28 protein-coding genes are annotated in these 22,487 nt (G+C 43.1%); 15 read left to right on the forward strand and 13 right to left on the reverse strand.

The window, feature by feature from the left end; genetic code table 11:
* Positions 1 to 115: 115 nt before the first annotated feature.
* Entirely contained in the window at positions 116 to 1,282 is a 1,167-nt protein-coding gene (locus tag DC077_RS09045; RefSeq protein ID WP_109217980.1) for an aspartate aminotransferase family protein, read from the forward strand.
* Between the two features lie 236 nt (positions 1,283 to 1,518).
* A complete protein-coding gene (locus DC077_RS10710) occupies positions 1,519 to 1,749 on the forward strand; it encodes a hypothetical protein (protein WP_133243553.1) in 231 nt (76 codons plus the stop codon).
* Between the two features lie 217 nt (positions 1,750 to 1,966).
* On the opposite strand, the gene DC077_RS09050 is transcribed toward DC077_RS10710, so the two are convergent.
* Positions 1,967 to 2,152 (reverse strand): YgaP family membrane protein, encoded by a 186-nt coding sequence (locus DC077_RS09050; protein ID WP_094566995.1) that lies wholly within the window; start codon positions 2,150 to 2,152, stop codon positions 1,967 to 1,969.
* 322 nt (positions 2,153 to 2,474) lie between these two features.
* Between DC077_RS09050 and uriH the strand changes: the two genes are divergently transcribed.
* The 3 genes from uriH to DC077_RS09065 all read left to right on the forward strand — a co-directional run bounded on the left by uriH (position 2,475) and on the right by DC077_RS09065 (position 5,776).
* Positions 2,475 to 3,431 (forward strand): uridine-preferring nucleoside hydrolase UriH, encoded by a 957-nt coding sequence (uriH, locus tag DC077_RS09055; protein WP_109202397.1) that lies wholly within the window; start codon positions 2,475 to 2,477, stop codon positions 3,429 to 3,431.
* Positions 3,418 to 4,839 carry a uridine transporter UriT gene (gene uriT, locus DC077_RS09060; protein ID WP_109202396.1) on the forward strand — a complete coding sequence of 474 codons (1,422 nt, stop codon included), beginning with the start codon at positions 3,418 to 3,420 and terminating at the stop codon, positions 4,837 to 4,839. The genes uriH and uriT overlap by 14 nt, the downstream gene beginning before the upstream one ends.
* A gap of 139 nt (positions 4,840 to 4,978) precedes the next feature.
* Entirely contained in the window at positions 4,979 to 5,776 is a 798-nt protein-coding gene (locus DC077_RS09065; protein ID WP_109202395.1) for a hypothetical protein, read from the forward strand.
* Here DC077_RS09065 and DC077_RS09070 read toward each other — a convergent pair.
* Positions 5,773 to 6,222 (reverse strand): hypothetical protein, encoded by a 450-nt coding sequence (locus DC077_RS09070; RefSeq protein ID WP_109202394.1) that lies wholly within the window; start codon positions 6,220 to 6,222, stop codon positions 5,773 to 5,775. The two genes, DC077_RS09065 and DC077_RS09070, sit on opposite strands and share 4 nt — an antisense overlap.
* Before the next feature lie 111 nt (positions 6,223 to 6,333).
* Here DC077_RS09070 and DC077_RS09075 point away from each other — a divergent pair, with 111 nt between their 5' ends.
* Both DC077_RS09075 and DC077_RS09080 read left to right on the forward strand, forming a co-directional pair.
* Positions 6,334 to 6,555, forward strand: a complete 222-nt coding sequence (locus tag DC077_RS09075; RefSeq protein WP_109202393.1) for a hypothetical protein — start codon at positions 6,334 to 6,336, stop codon at positions 6,553 to 6,555.
* A 135-nt stretch (positions 6,556 to 6,690) separates the two neighbouring features.
* Positions 6,691 to 7,799 (forward strand): IS3 family transposase gene (locus tag DC077_RS09080; RefSeq protein WP_420866472.1). Its coding sequence is split into 2 segments (ribosomal slippage): positions 6,691 to 6,952 and positions 6,952 to 7,799, totalling 1,110 coding nucleotides; the frame shifts between segments, so codons are not numbered across the junction.
* A gap of 156 nt (positions 7,800 to 7,955) precedes the next feature.
* On the opposite strand, the gene DC077_RS09085 is transcribed toward DC077_RS09080, so the two are convergent.
* Both DC077_RS09085 and DC077_RS09090 read right to left on the reverse strand, forming a co-directional pair.
* Positions 7,956 to 8,234 carry a hypothetical protein gene (locus DC077_RS09085; protein WP_109240011.1) on the reverse strand — a complete coding sequence of 93 codons (279 nt, stop codon included), beginning with the start codon at positions 8,232 to 8,234 and terminating at the stop codon, positions 7,956 to 7,958.
* Between the two features lie 172 nt (positions 8,235 to 8,406).
* Positions 8,407 to 9,483: a LysO family transporter gene (locus DC077_RS09090; protein ID WP_239990381.1), complete on the reverse strand. Its 1,077-nt coding sequence runs from the start codon at positions 9,481 to 9,483 to the stop codon at positions 8,407 to 8,409.
* A 124-nt stretch (positions 9,484 to 9,607) separates the two neighbouring features.
* Between DC077_RS09090 and DC077_RS09095 the strand changes: the two genes are divergently transcribed.
* The 3 genes from DC077_RS09095 to ruvA are packed head-to-tail and all read left to right on the forward strand — an operon-like array spanning position 9,608 to position 11,458.
* Positions 9,608 to 10,360: a YebC/PmpR family DNA-binding transcriptional regulator gene (locus DC077_RS09095; RefSeq protein ID WP_109202391.1), complete on the forward strand. Its 753-nt coding sequence runs from the start codon at positions 9,608 to 9,610 to the stop codon at positions 10,358 to 10,360.
* A 10-nt stretch (positions 10,361 to 10,370) separates the two neighbouring features.
* The gene (ruvC, locus tag DC077_RS09100; RefSeq protein WP_094567000.1) at positions 10,371 to 10,853 is read left to right on the forward strand and encodes a crossover junction endodeoxyribonuclease RuvC; all 483 of its coding nucleotides are present in this window, start codon (positions 10,371 to 10,373) and stop codon (positions 10,851 to 10,853) included.
* On the forward strand, positions 10,850 to 11,458 hold the full coding sequence (ruvA, locus tag DC077_RS09105) for a Holliday junction branch migration protein RuvA (RefSeq protein ID WP_109202390.1): 609 nt from the start codon (positions 10,850 to 10,852) through the stop codon (positions 11,456 to 11,458). The genes ruvC and ruvA overlap by 4 nt, the downstream gene beginning before the upstream one ends.
* Before the next feature lie 162 nt (positions 11,459 to 11,620).
* Here ruvA and mutT read toward each other — a convergent pair whose 3' ends face one another.
* Complete coding sequence (mutT, locus tag DC077_RS09110) at positions 11,621 to 12,034, reverse strand: 8-oxo-dGTP diphosphatase MutT (protein ID WP_109202389.1); 414 nt, start codon at positions 12,032 to 12,034, stop codon at positions 11,621 to 11,623.
* A 351-nt stretch (positions 12,035 to 12,385) separates the two neighbouring features.
* Here mutT and DC077_RS10715 point away from each other — a divergent pair, with 351 nt between their 5' ends.
* From DC077_RS10715 to DC077_RS10725, 5 genes are all read left to right on the forward strand, one after another.
* A complete protein-coding gene (locus DC077_RS10715; RefSeq protein ID WP_133243454.1) occupies positions 12,386 to 12,565 on the forward strand; it encodes a hypothetical protein in 180 nt (59 codons plus the stop codon).
* Between the two features lie 214 nt (positions 12,566 to 12,779).
* Complete coding sequence (locus DC077_RS10905; protein WP_157953532.1) at positions 12,780 to 12,953, forward strand: hypothetical protein; 174 nt, start codon at positions 12,780 to 12,782, stop codon at positions 12,951 to 12,953.
* 56 nt (positions 12,954 to 13,009) lie between these two features.
* Entirely contained in the window at positions 13,010 to 13,189 is a 180-nt protein-coding gene (locus DC077_RS10720; RefSeq protein WP_133243455.1) for a hypothetical protein, read from the forward strand.
* A gap of 214 nt (positions 13,190 to 13,403) precedes the next feature.
* The gene (locus tag DC077_RS10910; protein ID WP_157953533.1) at positions 13,404 to 13,559 is read left to right on the forward strand and encodes a hypothetical protein; all 156 of its coding nucleotides are present in this window, start codon (positions 13,404 to 13,406) and stop codon (positions 13,557 to 13,559) included.
* Positions 13,560 to 13,632: 73 nt separating this feature from the next.
* The gene (locus DC077_RS10725; RefSeq protein WP_133243554.1) at positions 13,633 to 13,830 is read left to right on the forward strand and encodes a hypothetical protein; all 198 of its coding nucleotides are present in this window, start codon (positions 13,633 to 13,635) and stop codon (positions 13,828 to 13,830) included.
* Here DC077_RS10725 and DC077_RS09120 read toward each other — a convergent pair.
* The 8 genes from DC077_RS09120 to DC077_RS09155 form a co-directional block, all read right to left on the reverse strand.
* Positions 13,781 to 14,980 carry a CinA family nicotinamide mononucleotide deamidase-related protein gene (locus DC077_RS09120; RefSeq protein ID WP_109217981.1) on the reverse strand — a complete coding sequence of 400 codons (1,200 nt, stop codon included), beginning with the start codon at positions 14,978 to 14,980 and terminating at the stop codon, positions 13,781 to 13,783. The two genes, DC077_RS10725 and DC077_RS09120, sit on opposite strands and share 50 nt — an antisense overlap.
* Before the next feature lie 144 nt (positions 14,981 to 15,124).
* Complete coding sequence (locus tag DC077_RS09125; protein WP_094567004.1) at positions 15,125 to 15,400, reverse strand: GIY-YIG nuclease family protein; 276 nt, start codon at positions 15,398 to 15,400, stop codon at positions 15,125 to 15,127.
* A gap of 50 nt (positions 15,401 to 15,450) precedes the next feature.
* Entirely contained in the window at positions 15,451 to 15,996 is a 546-nt protein-coding gene (locus DC077_RS09130; RefSeq protein ID WP_109217982.1) for a DUF2726 domain-containing protein, read from the reverse strand.
* 3 nt (positions 15,997 to 15,999) lie between these two features.
* Positions 16,000 to 17,961 carry a lytic transglycosylase domain-containing protein gene (locus tag DC077_RS09135; protein WP_109217983.1) on the reverse strand — a complete coding sequence of 654 codons (1,962 nt, stop codon included), beginning with the start codon at positions 17,959 to 17,961 and terminating at the stop codon, positions 16,000 to 16,002.
* Between the two features lie 357 nt (positions 17,962 to 18,318).
* On the reverse strand, positions 18,319 to 18,951 hold the full coding sequence (gene upp, locus DC077_RS09140; RefSeq protein WP_109217984.1) for a uracil phosphoribosyltransferase: 633 nt from the start codon (positions 18,949 to 18,951) through the stop codon (positions 18,319 to 18,321).
* Positions 18,952 to 19,033: 82 nt separating this feature from the next.
* On the reverse strand, positions 19,034 to 19,369 hold the full coding sequence (gene grxD, locus DC077_RS09145) for a Grx4 family monothiol glutaredoxin (RefSeq protein ID WP_109202383.1): 336 nt from the start codon (positions 19,367 to 19,369) through the stop codon (positions 19,034 to 19,036).
* 134 nt (positions 19,370 to 19,503) lie between these two features.
* Positions 19,504 to 20,766, reverse strand: coding sequence for a glutamate-5-semialdehyde dehydrogenase (locus tag DC077_RS09150; RefSeq protein WP_109217985.1), 1,263 nt, complete (start codon positions 20,764 to 20,766; stop codon positions 19,504 to 19,506).
* Between the two features lie 406 nt (positions 20,767 to 21,172).
* Entirely contained in the window at positions 21,173 to 21,700 is a 528-nt protein-coding gene (locus DC077_RS09155; RefSeq protein ID WP_109202381.1) for a carboxymuconolactone decarboxylase family protein, read from the reverse strand.
* Positions 21,701 to 22,487: the final 787 nt, after the last annotated feature.

Below are 22,487 nucleotides of genomic sequence, written 5' to 3' on the forward strand. Positions count from 1 at the left end.
AATGAGTTGAAGAGAAAATATCAGCTCCAGAATGAATAGATTTAACAAAGAATAGTTTAATAGAGAATATTTTTATAAATAATAATTTAAGGCGATAGAACCAAAAGGATAAGAGATGCTACTCAATGTATATAATCGGTTTCCGGTCAATTTTGTAAAGGGTGAAGGATTAACATTGATTGATGATAAGGGGGATCGATATCTCGATTTTGTCTCCGGTATTGCAGTCAATGCATTAGGTCATGCCCATCCAAAGATGGTTGAAACAATTCAAAAGCAAGCAGAGACCTTACTTCATGTCTCCAATCTCTACTACAATGAAGCACAAAATCGAGCCGCGGAGAAGCTTCTTACCGCGACCGGTTATGATCGAGTCTTCTTCTGCAATAGTGGTGCGGAAGCCAATGAGTTAGCGCTGAAGATTGCACGAAAGTATGGAAAGCAGCTCTCTTTGGAGAAAAATGTCATTCTCTATATGAAAAATTCTTTTCATGGGCGGACGACAGGAACTTTGGCGGTAACAGGGCAAGAAAAGTATCAAGCAGATTATCGTCCTCTTATTCCTAATACAGTTGAGATCGAATTTAATAATATTGAAGCATTACAAGCAAGCTTTAATGACAATGTCTGTGCGATCATCTTAGAACCTATTCAAGGAGAAGGAGGATTGACCTCGGCGACCGCAGAATTTATCGCAGAGATTGAGCGTTTGGCAAAAACACATCAGGCGTTGGTAATCTTTGACGAGATTCAATGTGGGATGTCTCGTACAGGAACGGTTCTCTATTCTGATCAGCTTCCATTGAAGGCAGATGTTGTGACTTTAGCGAAAGCATTAGGGGGTGGTGTTCCCATCGGCGCCTGTATCACTAAAGGGATCGCAAATGAGATCCTTGTCCCGGGAGATCATGGTTCAACCTATGGTGGAAATCCATTTGTTTGTAGTGTTGCGGCAACGGTTTTAGATGAGATTACATCAGAAGAGATGCTTCAACATGTGACCAATATGGGGCAATATGCGCGTAAATCTTTAGAAGCATTACAGAAAAAGCATCCTGAGATAATTGAAATTCGTGGAGAGGGATTACTTATTGGTTTTAAGCTTGATGATTCTCTACAAGCGGGAGATCTGGTTAAAGAAGCTCTAGCGCGTAAATTACTCTTAGTATCAGCAGGTGGTAACGTTGTACGTTATTTCCCGGCATTGATAGTGACAGAGAAGGAGATCGACGCCACAATTCCTATTTTAGATGCCGCATTGAGCGCACTTAAAGAAGCATAACGCAGTAGAGTTATTGGAAGCATAAAGTATTTTGAAATCGCACATTAGGTGCGATTTTTTATTGTCAGTATTATGTCACTATTCAAGGTTAATGTTGCGACTATTAGTGATAGAGGATATTGAGAGAAAATAGGCTGAACGCTGCCGGATCTTACTATCGCGTATTTTCATCAATCACGCGCCGACAGTAGGCAATCATTCGATTGCCGGAATCGTTCTTGTCTTTATAAAGGCCGATGAGTTGCCGGTCCTCACTATCGCGTATTTCCATCAACCACGCGCCGGCAGTAGGCAATCATTCGATTGCCGGAATCGTTCTTGTCTTTATAAAGGCCGATGAGTTGCCGATCCTCACTATCGCGTATTTCCATCAATCACATGCCGGCAATAGGCATCGCTTTAGTTTTCTCATTCCGGCATTGAAGATGCCAATTGGCGGGCATGCACTTGTTATAAGAACGAAATAGTAGATTGAGATAGTTATATTTTGGATATATTTTGGAAAAAAGAGCCCTTGAGAGGATCGAGGCAGACATTACAAAGTTAGTATAGGGATAGGCTATGTAAGTGCTTAAGGGAACTCAGATCTATCTCTCAAGAGCTTTTAAAGAGGTGTGTTATTGTGCGATCGAGCGATCGCTTTTGTCGATTATCGATTCAATCATTGATTAACGATATTCGCCCTTACTTCTTGCAAGTATTAATACCAAGAACAGGGTAGAGTGGGCAGTAGCGGATAATTCCTGTTAAGAGCGGAACTAAACCGATTAAACCCCAAAGTGATTTAGGACCGATAAAGACTAAACTTAAGATGATGATGCCAACAATGATACGAATCGTTGCATCAAGTGTGCCGATATTCTTTTTCATATGAAGCTCCTTTAGAAAAGGGGGTGAAAAGGTAGTGAATATTTAATATATGAATTTATATATTATATGGATGTAGGGATTTATACAAGCTCTATCGCAATCTTCTTTTGGAAAAAGAGAGATGATTCCGGCAAGACCTTTGCGAAAGATCAAAATGTGGGCAATATCTTTAAGTAAAGAGAGTTCGAAGCACTGTATAATGCCCATTTTATACAATAAGGGCGACAATTGAATGACAACGTTTAATGACAATGTCATCAGGGCACTCTAATATTGTAGATGTAGTCATCTTTTTTAATAGGACTTTTAAGAGGTAAAGAATATGGTCAAGAAAATCATTTTAGATTGTGATCCTGGGCATGATGATGCAATTGCACTTCTTTTAGCACATGGGAATCCCAATATCGAACTTCTAGCGGTGACCACTGTTGTAGGAAACCAGACATTAGAGAAGGTGACTCGCAATGCTTTAGGATTGGCTAAAGTTGCTAATATTGTGGGCGTTCCCTTTGCGGCGGGATGTTCAAGACCATTAGTGCGTGATGTGGAGATCGCTCCCGATGTGCATGGAGAATCAGGTCTTGATGGCCCAACATTACCAGAGCCTGATTTAGCGCTCGATTCACGCCATGCTGTTGATCTAATTATTGAAACAATTTTAAGTCATCCTCCTAAAACCGTGACTTTAGTACCGACAGGCGGCTTAACTAATATCGCTATGGCTGTGCGGAAAGAACCTAAAATCGCTTCTCTTGTTAAAGAGGTCGTTTTAATGGGGGGAGGTTATCATGTCGGAAACTGGAGTGCTGTCGCGGAATTTAATATTAAAATCGACCCTGAAGCCGCTCACATTGTCTTCAATGAGAAGTGGCCGTTGACGATGGTAGGACTCGATTTAACCCATCAAGCTTTAGCAACGCCGGATGTTATTGAGAAAATTGCGCAAATTGGTACAAAACCTGCAAAATTTGTTGTTGAGCTTTTAGAGCATTTCGGTGTTCTTTATGAGAAGGCGCAAGGATTTGTCTATCCTCCTGTTCATGATCCTTGTGCAGTTGCCTATGTGATCGATCCCGCAGTGATGACAACTCAGAAAGTGCCCGTGGATATTGAATTGACAGGAACATTAACCTTAGGCATGACCGTCGCTGATTTCCGGATGCCCCCTAGTGAGGATTGCCATACTCAGGTTGCGGTGAAATTGAATCATGCTTACTTCTGGGATCTAATTGTTGAGGCATTAGAACATATTGGTGAGGTGGATTATGACGCAGAATGATCCGATAAAGTCGGTATCAGGGGGAGAACCACGGAGTGTGGTTCCCTTAATGATCGCACTCTTGATGGCATGTATGGCTTTCCAGCTCAATGCCACCATGCTCAATCCTGTTTTAGTGACGATAGCTGGAGCACTTGATACTTCTGAAGCAACGATTGGTCTCTCTCAAACGGCCTTCTTTATGTCGGCGGCACTCTTCTCTATCTTTATTCCACGTTTAAGTGATATTGTCGGGCGTCGTAAGATCCTCTTTTTTCTGATCTTTGTGACAACGATTGGGGGTGTGCTTTCTGCCATTACGCCTAATATTGAGCTCTACTTTGTCTCACGAATTATCCAAGGCTTCTCCGGGCCGGTTGTTCCGCTCTGTCTTTTGATGCTACATGCCGAGGTGAATGATCCGAAACGCTACGGGATGTTGATGGGGATTATAACAGCTGTCAATGGAGGAATTGCCGGAATCGATGCATTCTTAGGGGGCTTTATTGCAACCCACTTCGGTTTCCGTCCTGTCTTCTGGTTTATCGCCGCTGTAGGGCTTATTACGTTACCTTTTATTTTAAAAGGGGTTAGAGAGACAAAACCTTCTGCAGGGCAGAAGATGGATTGGTTTGGCGTTCTCTTCTTGGTGATTACCCTTGCTGGATTTTTAGTAGCCTTTAATGAGGCAGGGAAAGTGGCGGCAGCTAATTGGGGGCTGGTAGCAATCTCGATTGTGATCGCGATTCTCTCATTTCTCTTCTTTATTCAGATTGAGAAGCGAATCAATGAGCCTCTTGTGACGGTAGAACATCTCAAAGAGCGCTCAACTTGGGCACTCCTTTTAACTACCGTGTTAACGATGACGGGGATCTTTGCCGTTGTGAATGGATTAGTGGTCTCTTTTGCTCAAAATAGTGAGATCGGCTTTAACTTTACTGCCAATAAGACAGCGATCTATCTCCTTGCTCCTTACGCCTTAATTGGTTGGTTAGTGGGTCCCTTTATGGGGAAACTCGCGCCGATTTGGGGCTATAATCGTATCCTTCGTTTTGGATTGATTGGAAGTATTATCGGCATCTTGATTCTAATGCTCTTCGGCTTAAGTTCTTTGACAATTTTGATCATTGGCACATTGTTGATCGGAGTAATGTATGCCGGGACCGCTAACATTATGCTCAATGGATTAGGGGTTGTTCTATCACCGCAAGATAATCCCGGTTTCTTGCCAGGGATGAATGCGGCAGCCTTCCATATTGGCGCCGGCTTAAGTTTTGCACTTTTACCTGCGATGTTGGTATTAAGTAGTGATCTTTTGAAGGGCTATGGTAATGGAATGTTGTTAGGTCTTGTGATTACCGTAGTTGCGCTTTTAGTCTCTTTCTTAATTCCTAAGCCGGTTAGTGCTGAGGTTGCGGGTGCTGAATAGGTGATCGCGGGAAGTAAAATAGGCGAATGATAAAGCTGATCGATGGTCTATTGATCGTGGCATAATAGGAGCAGTATCGAGATCGAAAGATTTTGATACTGCTTTTTTATTTCCAAATTTAATTTGTAAAAGGAAGAGAATGGTAACACTAGAAAGTATCGGGCGGTGGATTGAGCAGATGTCAGGACCGCTCTATGAGGGAACGCGAGCAACGATTGAGATCGTTTTAGGCGCTACTTTTATCGCAACGATTGCCGGCGCACTTCTATCGCTTCTTTTAGTTGGGATATCACGTCAGCGAAAGCTGGTACTCTTCTCAATGCCGCTTCGCTGGATCGTCTCTTTAGTAGGGAGTTATCCGCTTATTCTCTTTGCATTATTACTGCTTCCTTGGTCGGCATCTCTCTATGGAAGTGTGGAAGGGGCAAGTAATGGGCAGTTACTCTTAACAATTTGGGGCGTCTTCTTCTTTGCGCATCAGATTTTAAGTCGAGTGATCGTAATTGAGGAAGAGGAGGCACTCCCGATCGGGGTAATAAAGAGTATTGAGCAACTTTTGGTTGCGCTTCTTGCCGGTAGTGCGACATTGGGGTTACTCAAAATGGGAGGATTAGTCGCTTTCGTTCTCGATTTATCGAAACCCATTGTGGTAGAAGCTGTTATCGTTATTGCCATTATCTATCTCTTTTTTCTTATTCTTATTAAAGCCTTCTTTGGATCGACGTTAGCGGTTTTACGGCACCAATTAGCAAAGAAAATGGAGAAGCGCAGTATCGAGATCGATCCAGAGTACTCTTTCAAATCTCAGAGTCTAACTCAGCGAGAATCAACAGATGATACGGTTGAGCCTTTGCCGGAGAGGGAATCATCAAAAGATCCACGCCGGGAGAATCTACCTAATGATCTTGATTATCTTATTCGCAATCGGCGCTCTTAAAACCCTCTTAAGAGTAATTCATTGAGACAACAGGCTGAACGCTGCCGGATCTCACTATTACGTTCTTCTAAAAATCCCGCGCCGGCAGTGGGTGATCCTCTATCGTCAGCAATGGCAGCTGAGAATAATGATGATTCCTCAGCGCTGAAGGCGCCGATCTGCGGGCATGCAGTAGTGATAAGAATGAAATAGTGGGTTCCCGCAGCTCCACGAATCTTCTTATTGGAAATAATAAAATTAACAGAAGCTGAACGCTGCCGGATCTCACCACTGCGTGCTTCCAAAATCCCGCGCCGGCAAGAGGCATCGAAGATGCCGATCTGTGGGCCTGCACCAGTTAAAAGAGCAAAATGGTCGGTTCCCGTAACTCCACGAATCTTCTTATTGGAAATAATAAAATTAACAGAAGCTGAACACTGCCGGATCTCACCACTGCGTGCTTCCAAAAATCCCGCGCCGGCAGTGGGTGATCCTCTATCGTCAGCAATGACAACTGAGAATATGATGATTCCTCAGCGCTGAAGGCGCCGATCTGCGGGCATGCAGTAGTGATAAGAATGAAATGGTCGGTTCCCGCAGCTCCACGAATCTTCTTATTGGAAATAATAAAATTAACAGAAGCTGAACGCTGCCGGATCTCACTATTACGTTCTTCTAAAAACCACGCGCTGGCAGTGGGTGATCCTCTATCGTCAGCAATGGCAGCTGAGAATAATGATGATTCCTCAGCGCTGAAGGCGCCAACAGGCGGGCATGCAGTGGTTAAAAGAATGAAATAGTTAGTTCCCGCGGCTCCACGAACTTTCTTAAGAATGATTCATTAAGACAACAAAAGCTGAACGCGTAAACTTACCCTAAAAAGACACAAGCCAAAACTAGAGATTTCTGTCATCATTATTTAGATGGAGGAAATCATGAAACGATCAAAATTCACAGAAACACAAATTGTAAACATTTTAAAACTGGCAGAAAAGGGCGTTAAAGTTACCGATATCTGCCGAGAGCACGGCATTAGTAGTGCTACGTACTATCAATGGAAAAGTAAATATGGAGGCTTAGAAGCCTCTGATTTGAAGCGATTACGGGAAATTGAAGCTGAAAATGCCAAGCTCAAAAAAATGTATGCTGAGTTAGCTTTAGAAAATGCAACAATTAAGGATTTATTGGGAAAGCTGTAACGCCGGAACGACGCAGAGAAGCGACTCAACACTTGGTATATCAAGGATTACTTTCGATAGCTAAGGCTTGTCGATTGACAGGACTTTCTCGTCGCAGTTGGTACCGGCCTGATCCGAAACAAAACCGTCTAAAGCGTGATCAGCCTATAGTGGATGCGCTTAATACAATTATTCAAGACTCCACACGGTCTCGTTGGGGGGTTTGGAAGTGCTTTCACCGATTAAGACTCGATGGTAATTTATGGAACTTTAAACGCGTGTGGCGTATTTACTGTGCAATGAATTTAAATCAAAAGAGACGTACCAAAAAACGGTTACCAGAGCGTAACCCTGTACCTTTAGCTGTACCTACAGAGGCTAATTATAGTTGGTCGTTCGATTTTATGAGTGATGCACTCTATAGCGGTACCCGCTTTAGAGTTTTGAATATTATTGATGAAGGTACACGAGAAGCTTTAGATATTGTCGTTGATACCTCACTACCGGCCACTAGAGTTGTGAGAGTTTTAGAACAACTTAAAGAAGAAAGAGGCGTTCCTAGAATGATTCGTGTCGATAATGGCAGTGAAATGACTTCTTCAGCTTTTACAAAATGGTGTGAAAATAATCACGTTAGGATCTGTTATATTGAGCCAGGAAAGCCAAATCAAAATGCTTATATCGAACGTTTTAATCGCAGTTATCGAACGGAAGTATTAACCCCCCATTTATTCTCCTCACTAGCGCAGGTGCGGGAACTTAGTTGGGCTTGGATGTTAAGTTATAATGAAGAAAGACCTCATGAGTCACTGGGAAATTTACCTCCCAGTGAATTTAAAAAAACAATTAACCAAAAAAGTCTCTAGTTATGAACTGTGCGCTTGACGGTAAGCTTACGAACGTTGCCGGATTTTACCATCGTATTCTTTCAAAAAACACGCGCCGGCAGTTGGTGACCTTTTATCGTCGGAAAAATAATCGATTTATTGAAATAAATAGGGCTGATGAGGTGCCGGATCTCTCTATTGCGTTCTTCCAAAAAATCCCGCGCCGGCAGTGGGTGATCCTCTATCGTCAGCAATGGCAGCTGAGAATAATGATGATTCCTCAGCGCTGAAGGCGCCGATCTGCGGGCATGCAGTAGTGATAAGAATGAAATAGTGGGTTCCCGCAGCTCCACGAATCTTCTTATTGGAAATAATAAAACTAACAGAAGCTGAACGCTGCCGGATCTCACTATTACGTTCTTCTAAAAAACCACGCGCCGGTAGTGGGTGATCCTCTATCGTCAGCAATGACAACTGAGAATATGATGACTCCTCGGCGCTGAAAGCGCCAACCGGCGAGCATGCAGTAGTGATAAGAATGAAATAGTGGGTTCCCGCAGCTCCACGAACCTTCTTATTGAAAACAATAAAACTAACAGAAGTTGAACGGATCGAAGCTTACTAGTGTCTTCTTTTGTTTATCGAATTAGAGATTAGCAAAGAAGACGAGGAAGATAGGGGCTAATATATTGGTAATAAAGCCGAAACTGATCGCGATGGGGACAACTTGAGCGCCTCCTGTTCTTTGAATTACCGGTAAGACAAAATCGAGTGAGGTCGCGCCACCTGAACCGATGGCGGTTAATGGATAGCGTGCCATCAGAAGCGGAATGACCATAAAAGCAAAAAACTCGCGGAAAAGATCATTAAAAAAGGCGATCGACCCTAAAATTGGGCCATGCGCATCTTGGAGAATAATGGTAGAGAGCGAGTACCAACCAAATCCCGAACTGATCGCTAATCCATGTGTTATCGGCATCTGTAAAATCAGTGCAGCGATGATGCCTCCGGCAAAGGAGGAGAGAATAAAGAAGAAGCTAAGAATCAGCCCATAGCGATTTAAGAGAACCGCTTTTAGATGCACGCCACTTGCTCGTAGCTGCAAACCGACACAAGCTAAGAGTATCATTAAGGCGATCTCTGCGAGATGTTCCGGGAGATAGATATATTGATTTGCAAGCAATCCTACAATTAAACCTAAAATAATGGAACCAATCAGCTTTGAGGAGCCTAATAGCGCTCTCCATGTGGATTCCTTCTTTACAGAACCCGGCTTGAGCGGGAAGGGGAGCTGCTTATCGAGGAAGATCAATGCTACCATATTGAGTCCTAAAATAAGCACAATAAAGAGCAGCGTTTTTCCAAATATCGATTGTAGTTGTTGCCAAAGATCGGGAATGGTCGCTAAATTTAATCCCATAATAAAGAGAATGATATAGATTAAGGCGATCAGGATATGATCGACAAGCTTAATCAGAGCGCGCTTTTTAAGGGGGATGGCAAAGCCAATTAGCAGCGGAAGGAGTACCCAAGTAAGTGTTTGGAGCATAATTCTATAGACGCTATTGGTAACAGATAAGGGGGAATAGGAGAGAACCTCGCCCATCTTCGGCAATTTTGCCAGACAATTGCTAGCTAACTGTTGCGCGTATAGCTTAACAGATAATGGACTCGGAAGAGAGCGTTTTTCTTTATCGATCGGGCGTATTCTTTCGCTTCTCACTCCGCTATCGGCGAATACATCTTTAATCGTTCATTCGTTTACCATCTTTTATGGTAAAATAGCTTCTTTATTAATTCGTTATTACTCTTTTCTTTTATCAATCTTGTCACAATAAGGTAGATATATGGCAGGTCACAGTAAATGGGCAAATATACAGCATCGTAAAGGTGCTCAAGATAAAAAACGCGGTAAAATTTTTACAAAATTGATCCGTGAAATCACAATCGCAGTTAGAACAACCGGCAATGGCGATCCTGAGAGCAATCCGCGTCTTCGTCTTGCGATCGATCGTGCGTATGCTGCAAATATGCCGAAAGATACGATTGAACGTGCAGTGAATCGAGGACTTGGAATTACCGATGGCCCTCCTGATGAGGAGATTCGTTACGAAGGTTATGGTGCAGGTGGCGTTGCTGTGATGGTTGATTGTCTCTCTAATAACCGTAACCGTACTGCAGGTGAAGTGCGTCACGCCTTTACTAAATATGGTGGTAATTTAGGAACCGATGGTTCAGTTGCGTTCCAATTTAGAGAATTAGGTGTTCTCTCTTATCCAGAAAATTCTGATGAAGATGCCATTATGGAAGCGGCAATCAATGCCGGTGCGGAAGATGTGATTGTCGATGAAGATGGTTCGATCGAGGTTTTAACAACACCTCAAAGCTATGTTGATGTTCACAACGCGATGGTTGAAGCAGGTTTTGAACCTGAAGATTCGGAAGTGACGCAATATGCTGATAATAATGTATCGATCGATTTAGAAGCCGCTAAAAAGGTGATGGCAATGGTAGAAGCACTTGAGAACCTCGATGATGTTCAAAAAGTCTACTCTAATGCTGATATTTCTGATGAGATCTTAGAGCAGCTCTTTCAGTGATTGATCATTCATGATTATTTTGGGAATTGATCCCGGTTCTAGAATTACCGGTTATGGGGTGATTGATGCTAGCGGCAGAAGACCACAATATGTGGATTCAGGCTGTATTCGAATGAAGACAGACGAGCCGATGGCCAATCGCCTCTTAACGATATTTCAAGGCGTCGATCAACTGATTGCACTCTATCGCCCGGAAGTCCTCTCGATTGAAGAGGTCTTTTTACATAAAAACCCTCAATCAGCCCTCAAACTAGGGCAGGCGCGTGGAGTTGTAATGTGTGCAGCAGCGATGGCGGAATTAACGGTTGCGGAATATGCCGCGACTCGTATTAAGCAGACCGTCGTTGGGCGTGGACATGCTGCGAAAGAGCAGGTACAACATATGGTGCAGAGTCTCTTGAAATTAAATCGTAAGCCACAAGTCGATGCGGCCGATGCATTAGCAGCAGCATTAACGCATGCATTTCATTCAAAATTAGGGGGATTAGTATGATTGGTCGTTTAACAGGAATCTTAGCGGAGAAGCGTCTGCCCAATCAGGCATTGATCGATGTTGCCGGTGTCGGTTATGAAGTTGAGTTACCGATGAGTAGCTTTGCACAATTGCCGAGTGAAGGAGAGAAGGTACAATTAACGATTCATCATGTGGTGCGAGAAGATGCCTCGCTTCTCTATGGCTTTAGTTCATCTAAAGAGCGAGAAGCCTTTCGTCTATTGATTCGGGTTTCCGGCATTGGTCCTAAAAGTGCGATCTTAATTCTTTCAGGTCTTTCGGCAGAAGAGCTCTATCGAGTGATTCAGACAGAAGATCTCAATAGCTTAACAAAGGTGCCGGGTGTCGGGAAGAAGACAGCTGAGCGTTTAATTGTTGAGCTACGGGATAAGATTAAGGCATTAGCGCCGATTGATATTACCGATGATCTTATTGCTGCAAGTAGTGGAACATTGATCTCCGATAGTGATGCGATTATCACTGATGCAATTGAGGCTTTAGTAAGTCTTGGTTATAGTCAAACAGAGGCGAAAAAGCGGGTTAATAAGATCGCAAAACCGGGTTTAACATTAGAGGCTATTATTCCATTGGCGCTCAAATTGTGATCATGGCAGTTTAAGTTAAAGTTTGGATGCTAATGATCAAGAGAAAATTATGAGACAAGAATGCCGAGCAGGATTAGCTCGGCATTTTTTATTATTGATAACGGATTCTCTATCATTTATTAGGCGTTCTTTGGTGATGATGGCTTTGATTCGATCTAGATCTTATCCAATTTTATTGTCCGGCTTTGTTTCTAGATAGTCGATCATCATCTTATTAGCTGCCGGAAATTGGAGTTCGCTCAATTTATCTTGTTTAATCCAAGCGATCTCTTGTGATTCAGCTCCCTGAGGGGTTCCTGTAAAGCTAAAGACTTCAAAGATAACAAAATCGATCGTTTTATCGGGATAGTGATATTGAAAGGAGAGCGCCTCTTCAAAAAGAGTAGCTTCAATCGCGATCTCCTCTTTAAGTTCTCGGATTAGCGCCGTCTGATCAGGTTCTCCTATTTCCACTTTTCCGCCGGGGAATTCCCAAAGGCCGGCAAAATCCTGCTCCGCTTTTCGGCGACTTAAGAGAATCTCTTCTCGCTTATGATCCCAGATAATAGCGGCAACAACTCTAATTTTTTTCTTCATCTATCACTCTTTTTAATGAGGCTTTTATTAGGAGTCTCTATTATAGCGAATTCTCAAGAGTCGAGGGGATTGATCACTATTTGTCTGTGATCGGAGATCACCCACGCCGGCGCGGGATTTTGGGAAAAACGCGATAGTAAGATCCGGCAACTCATCAGCCTCTTTTGTTTTGATATATCATTCTTAAGAGAATTGACGGAGCCGCGGGAGCCGACTATTTCATTCTTATTACTACTGCATGCCCGCAGATCGGCATCTTCGATGCCGAGAGGAATCAGATTTATTTAAAACAATAATTGAGAGATCGTTCATTGCCGGTGATAGAAGATCACCCACGCCGGCGCGTGGTTTTTGGAAGCAGACGATAGGGAGATCCGGCAGCGTTCAGCTTCTGTGGGTTTGATTATTTCCAATAAGAAGGTTCGTGGAGCCGCGGGAACCGACTATTTCATTCTTATTACTACTGCATGCCCGCAGATCGGCATCTTTGATGTCTCTTGCCGGCGCGTGATCTATGGAAGAACGCGATAGTAAGATCCGGCAACTCATCAGCCTCTTTTGTTTTGATATATCATTCTTAAGAGAATTGACGGAGCTGCGGGAACCGACTATTTCATTCTTATCACTACCGCATGCCCGCAGAATGGCATCTTCGATGCCGAGAGGAATCAGATTTATTTAAAACAATAATTGAGAGATCGTTCATTGCCGGTGATAGAAGATCACCCACGCCGGCGCGTGGTTTTTGGAAGCACGCAGTGGTGAGATCCGGCAGCGTTCAGCTTCTTTGGAGTTGATTATTTCCAATAAGAAGGTTCGTGGAGCTGCGGGAGCCGACTATTTCATTCTTATTACTACTGCATGCCCGCAGATCGGCATCTTCGATGCCGAGAGGAATCAGATTTATTTAAAACAATAATTGAGAGATCGTTCATTGCCGGTGATAGAAGATCACCCACAGCCGGCGCGTGGTTTTTGGAAGCAGGTGATAGGGAGATCCGGCAGCGTTCAGCTTCTGTGGATTTGATTATTTCTAGTAAGAAGGTTCGTGGAGCCGCGGGAACCGACTATTTCATTCTTTTCACTACCGCATGCCCGCAGACCGGCATCTTTGATGTCTCTTGCCGGCGCGTGATCTATGGAAGAACGCGATAGTAAGATCCGGCAACTCATCAGCCTCTTTTGTTTTGATATATCATTCTTAAGAGAATTGACGGAGCTGCGGGAACCGACTATTTCATTCTTATCACTACCGCATGCCCGCAGAATGGCATCTTCGATGCCGAGAGGAATCAGATTTATTTAAAACAATAATTGAGAGATCGTTCATTGCCGGTGATAGAAGATCACCCACGCCAGCGCGTGGTTTTTGGAAGCAGACGATAGGGAGATCCGGCAGCGTTCAGCTTCTGTGGGTTTGATTATTTCCAATAAGAAGGTTCGTGGAGCCGCGGGAGCCGACTATTTCATTCTTATTACTACTGCATGCCCGCAGAATGGCATCTTCGATGCCGAGAGGAATTAGGTCTCTTTAAAACAATAATTGAGAGATTGTTTATTGCTGGTGATAGAAGATCACCCACGCCGGCGCGTGGTTTTTGGAAGCACGCAGTGGTGAGATCCGGCAGCGTTCAGCTTCTTTGGAGTTGATTATTTCCAATAAGAAGGTTCGTGGAGCTGCGGGAACCGACTATTTCATTCTTATCACTACCGCATGCCCGCAGAATGGCACCTTTGATGCCGTGGTTATTGCTGTTGATCTAGAGCATCTAGAAGATAGAGTCGTACCATATTGAGGAGATTGATCACTGAGAAACTCACAGTTGCTTGATGATTGAAGTTGGGGATAACCATCTCTTTTTCATGAAGTCGATCATGATGTTGAAGTAGTAGCGTTAACTTCATATTTTGCCCCACCTTTTCTCCATGCACTGTGGCAACGAGGTCAGCATGACTGAGAGATTGAATATAGTAGAGCTTTGTCTTGTAAGCTTCGACAGAAAGATCTTGAAAACGGCTCTCAATCCAAGCGCCCTTGAAGTAGTGCTCTTGCTCGCTCTTCTCATTGAGGCGACTTGAGACCATTCCTTCACTAAATGATTCATAGAGTCCTAAGGTGAGCTGTTTCTGATTGAGAAGTTGAGCGACAACCGACTCCATACTCATCTGATCTTCACCAAAACAGAGGTGACCTAAGATCTCTTTCGCGCGGATCGCAAAGGGTTCAATAAGTGCCATTGCTTCAGTTTCCGTATCGGTTTTAGCGGAGAATCGTACCTGGATTCCTTCAATACCTGAGGCTAAAAAGGAGAGCTTTGGATTAGGGAGATCATCGAGTTCATCATTGATCTCAGAGAGAAGGGCGGAGATATCTGATTCCCCTTTTCCCCAACAACGAAGTGTTTTGGTATAGATACGCTCCACTTTTGGTAAAAGTGTCAAAAGATAGGGGAGAACATCTTGCTCCATCATTACTTTCATCTCAGCAGGAACCCCTGGCATCAGAAAGAGGTGCTTTCCTTCATATTGTAGATGAATGCCGGGCGCTGTACCGGGGAATGCCTCTAAGATATCAGCTCCTTCCGGATAGTAAGCTTGGCGTAAGTTGTTGTCGGACATCGTTCTATTGCGTTGGCGAAACTTCTCGCGAATCACCTCAGCAAGGGTCTCATCATAGATAAGAGGAAGGTCGAGCGCACTTGCTACCGCTTCGCGGGTAATATCATCTTGCGTTGGCCCTAAACCTCCTGTGCAGAGAATAATATCGGCACGACTAAAAGCGCGAGCAATCGTGGTTGCCATATTGTTGAGGTTATCCCCGACAGTGGATTTAAAATGGCAATCGATCCCTATTTCACTCAATTTTCGAGCAATCCAAGGCCCATTGGTATCGATCGATTGGCCTAAAAGAAGTTCTGAACCACTGACTATAATCTCTGCTTTCATCAATAAAATCCTCTATTGCTCTATCTTGTGAGATGCTACGGTTTATCTATCGCATTTACCTATCCGCTATTTTACAGTAAGGATTGAAGAAATACAGAGATTAGTGGAGAGACTACTGCAGCTGTGTCGATCGGTAATGCATTATTAGGGCAGAGATAATGTTAGCGGCTGGGTTTGAAGATAGTGCTCTTTCTCTTTGCGAGAGAGCTGTTTAAAGGCATACTCCTGCTTCATCGCAGAGCTTCGGCAAGGGTAGGCGGCAGCGAAGATCATCTCTGCAGGGCGACGAGAGCTGAGGCGGGTATATTTTGCTCCTCGACCAAGATTATGCTCTTTTAATCTTCGTTCAAGATCGGTCGTATAGCCGGCATAGAGTGTATTATCACGGCAGTGGAGTACGTAGAAGTAATGTTTTTGCATAAGAAGAGTTGCGTTTAATGCCCTCTATTTGATCTTCTCTCTCTTGAATCTTACATCTCTTGAAAACGATAATCGTGATGTTGTCTTAAGATCTCAATAATTTGTGCGCGCAAGTTATGCTCGATATAACGTTTTCGAAGAGGAACATGTAAAATGGGAATCTGCGCTTGATAGAGTGCTTCATCAACAAAGGCATCTCGTACTTTACGCTCATATTGATCATGCGTACTATCATCGAGCTCAATGACGAGTAGCGGTGCCGTGGTTAAAGGGTGGACTAAGACAAAATCAACATGCTTAGAGCGAATTTTACTAAATGCGCCGGCATAATCACTCCGTTCAAGCCCCGGTCTGACTTTGATGATATCGGCGATTCGAACCTTTCCAAAGATTTTTACCGGCACTCCGGCAAGGGCGACCTCTAACGAGGAGAGAAAGAGCTGCTCTGCGGGGGTAAAGAGATTAGGGATCGCTTGATACCATGAGGCAGGAACCGGGCGATCAACTTCCACGACCTTTTTAGGGGCCATCTTCCAGCGAAGAAAGAGAAAGAAGCCGATAATCACCAGTGTGATAAAGAGCAGTTTGTAGAGCATCGATTAACTCCTTTCTTTCTCAGCGAGTGATGAGGGCGCTATCGGATTCTCTTGTTGAGATTCGGTACTTGAGCAGTTGAGATACTCTGAAAGACGCTTAGGATCTTGATTGAGAGCATGGTAGATTACCGCATTGCTCAAAACATTTTTAACATAACCACGAGTCTCATAGAAGGGAATGGTTTCGATCCAAAGAATCATATCTACCTCATTTCCCGGCTCAGGGAGCCATTTTTTAACATTGTGAGGCCCTGCATTATAGCTAGCTAACATATAGGGGATACAGCTGCCGACATTCTCTTTTAATTGATGAAGGTAGGTGATACCGTAACGAATATTAGCTTCAGGATCATAGAGAGATTCTCGCTCTTTCTCATTGAGTGAGAGGGAGACTCGCTCAGCAGTCGGGATAAGCAATTGCATTAAGCCATAAGCACTCGCTGGTGATTTAGCACGCTCATGAAAGAGGCTCTCTTGGCGAATAAGTCCTAATACAATCGGTTCAGTGACAAGTTGATCGCTATATTTCTCGATAATAGGGAGATACGCAACGGGGTAACGATAGTAGATTCCTCCCTCTGCGCGCGCTCTTGTTGCCGCTTGTAGACTTAAGTTATAAAAGCCGGCATCAAATGCAGCAATACTCCCCGCCTCTTGCTCTGCTTGTGTACTATTACGCAGTGCTTCTTGCCACTTTACTCGGCTAAAATACTCCTCATTCGCTTTCGCTAGGAGTAGTCCGACAATAAAGCGTTGAGGAAGGGGCGTATCACTCTTTATCTTCTTATTTTTGGCAATCGCATTGATGCCATCATAATTATGTTCTAAAGCATCTGCTGCTAAGAAACCATAGAAAGAGGGCTGATTTTGGATCAGTTTATAGTAATATTTTGCCTGTTCATGATCACCGATCTCCATATAGGTTCTACCTAACCAGTAGCGCCAGATATCCTCTTTTTGCGCTTCAGGAGAGAGATGGGAGAGAAGGGCGAGGGCGATGGAGTAATTCCCCTCTTTTGCAGCTAGACGAAACCCCCATTGAATGAGCTGATCATCCCGCTCATCCACTGGAATGGCTAAGATCTTCTCAAGCGGAGCAACAGCATCTGCACGTCCTGCCTGAAAGACGGCAATACGGTTACGTAATTTAATATAGTCGGCATCAGTGAGCAGTGATTTCTCCTTAGCAAGTTGTAACCCTGCTTCTGCTCTTAAGGAGTCTTGACTCGACCACTTTTGTAACACTCGATTATAGAGCGCTTGACTATCTGGGTAGTAGCGCTTTTGAACCATAATGCTGCTAGGATCTTTCAAAAGATCGACAAAGTATTGAAAGTAGCCCCGTTTCTCTTCTGGCAAGCTTGCAATTAGGCTCTCTGCTTTAGCGACTCGTCCGGCTAAAAGGAGCGTTTCAATTTTATTCTCTACTAGCTGTAAGTCATTATTGTTTTGGAGCCAGTAGCGTTCTGCCGGTAGACAACTATTGGGGAGTTGTAACTGTTTTTCCCAATCTTTCTGAAACTCTGCAAAGTTGAAGGTCGCATTTTTCTGTTGCGCATTATAGAGATAACAACGCAGGCTTAAGGTATCTGCAAATTGTGCATGGTCGAGAATAAATTGGTAATTTTCTCGTTTCTCTCGATTCTGAAAGAGATTGATTTTTAGCGTATTGGCGAAGGGCTCTTTGGCATAGCGACTTGTGAAATCGAGCACCTCTTGAGGATCGCTCTCATCGATACGTTCTTGATAGTAATAAAATTCAAGATAGGGGAGTAGGGAAGAGTCTTGGAGTTGATCACGATATTGTTGATAGGCTTGCCAATCTTTTTTGACAATCGCTTGTTTACCATTGATAAATGCTTGCTCTTCTGTAATCTCAGCACTTACTCCCCAGAGCGGAAAGGTGAGAAGCGAGGTTAAAAGAAGGGTACAGATTGATCGATTTTTTCGTAACAATAGAGTCATATCAATTCCATTTTATATACAGATATCTATTACTAATATTTTGATATTTTTTTGATGCTTTTTGATGTTTCAACATACAACAACGCAACAATGACATTAATAGTTAAGTTGATAATTATTAAATATTGCGTTGACATTGACATTGATATTGATATTGATGTTGATACCAATCGCAATATGCTATCAATCGTAATAGATTACTCCTAAGGCGTTATCACACTTGAACTCCCAAGAGAGAACGCTGACTAATAAAGTAGATGCTCTCACTTAGGCGCTCAATTGAGATAACTTGCTCATCGTAGATTCGATTCTACCAACGGTGAGTGATTTGTTGATGACAGAAACTTATCGCCTTGATTAACCTTCAACCGTGCCAAAGATCTTATCGCCGGCATCTCCTAAACCTGGGAGAATATAGGCATCTTCATTTAAGCCTTGATCGATCGATGCGGTGTAGATATCGACATCAGGATGTTTTGCATGAAGTTTTTCAATCCCTTCTGGTGCTGCGACTAGAAAGAGTGCTTTAATCTTCTTACAACCCGCATTTTTAAGGAGATCGATTGTTGCGATAGCTGTACCGCCCGTTGCTAACATAGGGTCGATAATAAGCGCTGTGCGATCTTCGAGATGGGTGGTGAGTTTTTGATAGTAAGCAACCGCATCTAATGTCTCAGGATCTCGCTCAAAGCCGACAACAGAGACGCGTGCGCCGGGGATCAACTCTAAAACACCTTGTTGCATACCGATACCGGCTCTTAGAATTGGAACGATGGTAACTTTTTTCCCTTTAATCTGCTCCACTTCAACATCACCCGCCCAGCCTTCAACGGTACGAGGTTCTGTTTCAAGATCTTTAGTTGCTTCATAAGCGAGAAGCTGCGCAATTTCAGAGGCTAATTCTCTAAAATCTTTGGTTGAGATCTCTTTTTTGCGCATCTTTCCAATTTTATGGGCAACAAGAGGGTGTTTGATCTCAAATACATTCATGGGTTATCTCCTTAAATTAGCAAAAAACCCATTTTAGGCATGGGTTTTTTGTAATTAATGAATCGTGCTAATAATCTACTAATTATGCCTTTTGGTTTTCGATCGCTTCATTCATCATCTGCTTGAGATCATTACGCTCTGCAAGCTCTAAAACGATGTCACATCCGCCGATCAATTCGCCACCGATATAGATTTGTGGGAAGGTTGGCCAATCAGCATATTTGGGTAGATGCTCAAAAATTTGTGGATCATCCATCACATTTACAAATGAGAAAGGAAGACCTGTATCTGCAAGTGCTTGTGCTGCACGGCTTGAAAATCCACACATTGGAAACTGTGGGCTTCCTTTCATGTAGATTACTACAGGGTTTTCAGTTACTTGGCTCTTAATTTTTTCGAGTGTTGCTTGTTCTGTCATCTTTTAATACTCCTAGTAAAAATACCACTCTATTTTATCAGTTATTCCCTAAAGGTGGCACATTATAGATACAAAAGGGGCAAAGATCTCTCTTTTACCGCTATCTCTGCCCATTTTTTCGAGTTTTTCTTAATTTATTGGCGTCCCTCACCGTGTCCTAGGACAATATATTTTTGTGAGGTTAAGCCTTCAAGACCTACAGGGCCTCGAACATGAAGTTTATCGGTAGAGATTCCAATCTCAGCGCCTAAGCCAAATTCAAAGCCATCACAGAATCGGGATGAGGCATTGATCATGACACAAGCGGAATCAACAGCGCGGAGGAAATGCATCGCTTTAGAGTAGTTCTCCGTCAAGATCACATCGGTATGGTGGGAACCATAATGATTAATATGTGTAATGGCTTCTTCCATACTCTTAACCACTTTTACCGCCAAGATTGGGGCGAGATACTCGGCATGCCAATCCTCTTCTGCCGCGATAATAGCCGGGATATTTTCCGCTTTCAGAAGGGCTAAAGCTTTTTCACAGGTTCTGAGCTCCACGCCTTTTTCAACCAAGATTGTTGCCATCTCTGGTAGAAACTTCTTTAAAATTGATTCATGAATGAGGAGTGTCTCCATGGTATTACAGGGAGCGAAACGCTGAGTTTTAGCATTATCGACAACATGGTACGCTTTATTAAGATCCGCTTCACTATCAACATAGGTATGGCAGACGCCATCGAGATGTTTAATCACGGGAACCGTTGCTTGATGGGTAATTCGCTCCACAAGGGATTTCCCACCGCGAGGAATAACAACATCGATATATTGTGGTGAGGTCACCATCAGATCAACAATGGCGCGATCTGTTGTATTGATAATTTGGATAGCATCCTTAGGAAGCCCCACTTTTTCGAGCGCTAAACTGAGAAGGGTTGCTAAATATTGATTGGTATGGAAGGCTTCACTCCCTCCTCGAAGAATTGCCGCATTCCCTGATTTTAGGCAGAGGGCAGCTGCATCAATTGTAACGTTAGGGCGAGATTCATAGATAATTGCAATTACGCCGAGCGGCACTCGCATCTTACCGACCTGAATTCCTGATGGACGAACTTTAATATCGCTCAATTCACCGATGGGATCAGGGAGTAGAATCATCTCTTTGACGCCATTTGCCATCGCGGCAATTCGAGCATCATCAAGTGCTAAGCGATCGATAAAAGCAACATCAAAATTTTGTGTCTGAGCATGTGCAAGATCTTTACTATTTTCTGCTTTAATCTCTTCTTGGTGCGCTAAGATCTCTTGGTAGAGCTGCTCTAAAAAGGCATTCTTTTTTCCAGAATCCGCCATTCGAAGCGTCTCTGATGCACGGTGGGCACTCTCCCCAACGTTTTGCCAATAATTTAACATCTGTTTATATCCTCATTACATTTTATATCTATTCAATTGAAGCCAATATAGTCAATATAGCCAATATTCTTAGTTGATCCATCAAAAATGGATGCTTTCAACTAACATTTCAATCGATATTTGAATCGATATTTTAATCACTATTTAAGTCACAACTCAGTGACTACTAAGTCCCTATTTTAAAGGCGATACCATATCGTTAATCCATTCTCTTTTTGAGTCTCTCTTTGAATCTCTTGTTAAGAGAAGTCAGTATACAGGATTTGTCAAAAAAACGGCGCAGGTGATGGGGGTTGAAGAATAAAAAAAGAGCCCTTTGGAGGGGAACCAAAGAGCTCAGTAGATATTGGATATCGACTTAGGAAATCTTATCCATGGATTCTAATAGTGATTAGAGAACCGATATCTACTTATTCGCCAATGAAACGCTTACAGAGAAGAGAACTGCTGCAATACGTACCGCTGACTGAATTCCTTGAGAAGAGACACCTAAATCACGTAAGTTCTTCTCGTGTGAATCAACACACATGCCACAACCGTTAACTGCAGATACGGCGATAGATGCGAGTTCAAATGTTGCTTTATCAAGACCAGGATTTGCCATCTGATTCATACGAAGACGTGCTGGTAATTTTGTATACTCATCATTAGATACAAGATGGGTGAAGCGATAGTAGATATTATTCATACTCATGATGCTTGTTGCGATCTGCGCACCTTGATACTCTTCTTCTGTTAAGAAATCTTGCGCAAACTTCTCCATTGCATCGATCAACACTTTACATTTTGTGCTTAATGCTACAGAGACAGCAACAGCAGCAATCTGTTTATCAGTAAGACCTGGCGCTCCTGCTTCCGTTAATACGGTTGAAAAGTTAAGGCGCATATCTTTTGCATATGCAGGTAACATCTCTTTGATTGTTTCGATAGCCATCATTAATCTCCTTACTATTTAAAAAAATTCACTTTGCAATGGATCTGTCTGACAAATATTTTATCTGACATTATCTGACCGATCTCTTTAACTTCATCTCTTTAATTTTGGTGTGATTTAAAGAGTGCTCCTTATGTGTAACAAGCTGTTCTGGAGCGACTGAAGATATTAAAACATATAATATCGGTAAAATCTTATGGTATTTATTAATAACGATGATAAAGAATCTTAAAAAGGGTCTGATAAGAGGAAGTTATCACGTCCGATAGATCAACTTCTAAGTAGCGCCTCTAAGAAGATTTCTGGAGCCGCGGGAACCAACTATTTCGTTCTTTTCGCCGGTGCATGCCCGCCGGTTGGCGCTTTCAGCGCCGAGGAATCATCATTATTCTCAGTTGCCATTGCTGACGATTGAAGATCACCCACTGCCGGCGCGTGATTTTTGGAAGAATGCGATAGTGAGGACCGGCACCGTTCAGCCTTTTTTGTCTCAATTAATTCTGATGAATGATTCTTAAGAGAGTTATTGGAGGGGCGGGAACCAACTATTTCGTTCTTTTCGCCGGTGCATGTCCGCAGGTTGGCATCTTCGATGCTGAGGAATCAGATCTAGAATAGAGAAATTCTATCAGGAATTACCGGTGATGAGATTGCTCCTTGCCGGCGCATGATTTTTGGAAGAACGCGATAGTGAGATCCGGCAACGCGTCGGCCTCTCTTATTACAGTGAATCAATTATTTTGCTGGTGATAGAGATCGCCACTTGCCGGCGCGGGATTTTTGGAAG

The sequence above is a fragment of the Ignatzschineria cameli genome, from assembly GCF_003121895.1.
Classification (GTDB): Bacteria; Pseudomonadota; Gammaproteobacteria; order Cardiobacteriales; family Wohlfahrtiimonadaceae; genus Ignatzschineria; species Ignatzschineria cameli.